This window comes from Arenibacter arenosicollis (assembly GCF_014397245.1).
Taxonomy (GTDB): domain Bacteria; phylum Bacteroidota; class Bacteroidia; order Flavobacteriales; family Flavobacteriaceae; genus Arenibacter; species Arenibacter arenosicollis.
Map to the genome: position 1 here is coordinate 1 of NZ_JACLHY010000074.1, position 548 is coordinate 548.

At 29.7% G+C, this 548-nt stretch carries 1 protein-coding gene; it reads left to right on the top strand.

Annotated elements, in window-relative coordinates; all coding sequences use genetic code 11:
* Positions 1–548, top strand: a 548-nt coding sequence (locus H4O18_RS21910) for a protein rep (RefSeq protein ID WP_187588655.1), incomplete at both ends; no start/stop codon positions are given.

Consider the following 548-nt stretch of genomic DNA (forward strand, 5'->3'; position numbering starts at 1 on the left):
TGCAATAGACGGTGAACATTTAGAAGAGAGCTTAAAGCATATGTCTAAAGCTTTTAATAAATTAAAAATGTATACGAAAGTTAAAAAGAATTTAGTTGGATTTTTACGTTCAACTGAGGTTACTGTTAATCAAAAAGACGGTAGTTATAATCAACATATGCACGTTTTATTGTGTGTTGAAAATGCGTATTTTAGAAAAAAAGAAAATTACATTACGCAAGTTGAATGGGTCGATTTATGGCAAAAAGCATTACAAGTTAATTATCGACCAGTAGCGAATATCAAAGCGATCAAACCAAATCAAAAAGGCGATAAAGATATTCAAGCAGCAATCAAAGAAACCTCAAAATATTCGGTTAAGTCATCTGATTTTTTAACTGATGATGATGAAAGAAATCAAGAAATCGTGAATGATTTAGAAAAAGGTTTATACCGAAAGCGTATGTTGAGTTATGGTGGATTACTTAAACAAAAACATAAAATTTTAAATTTAGACGATGCCGAAGATGGTAATTTAATTAATACAAGTGACGAAGATAAAACAACAG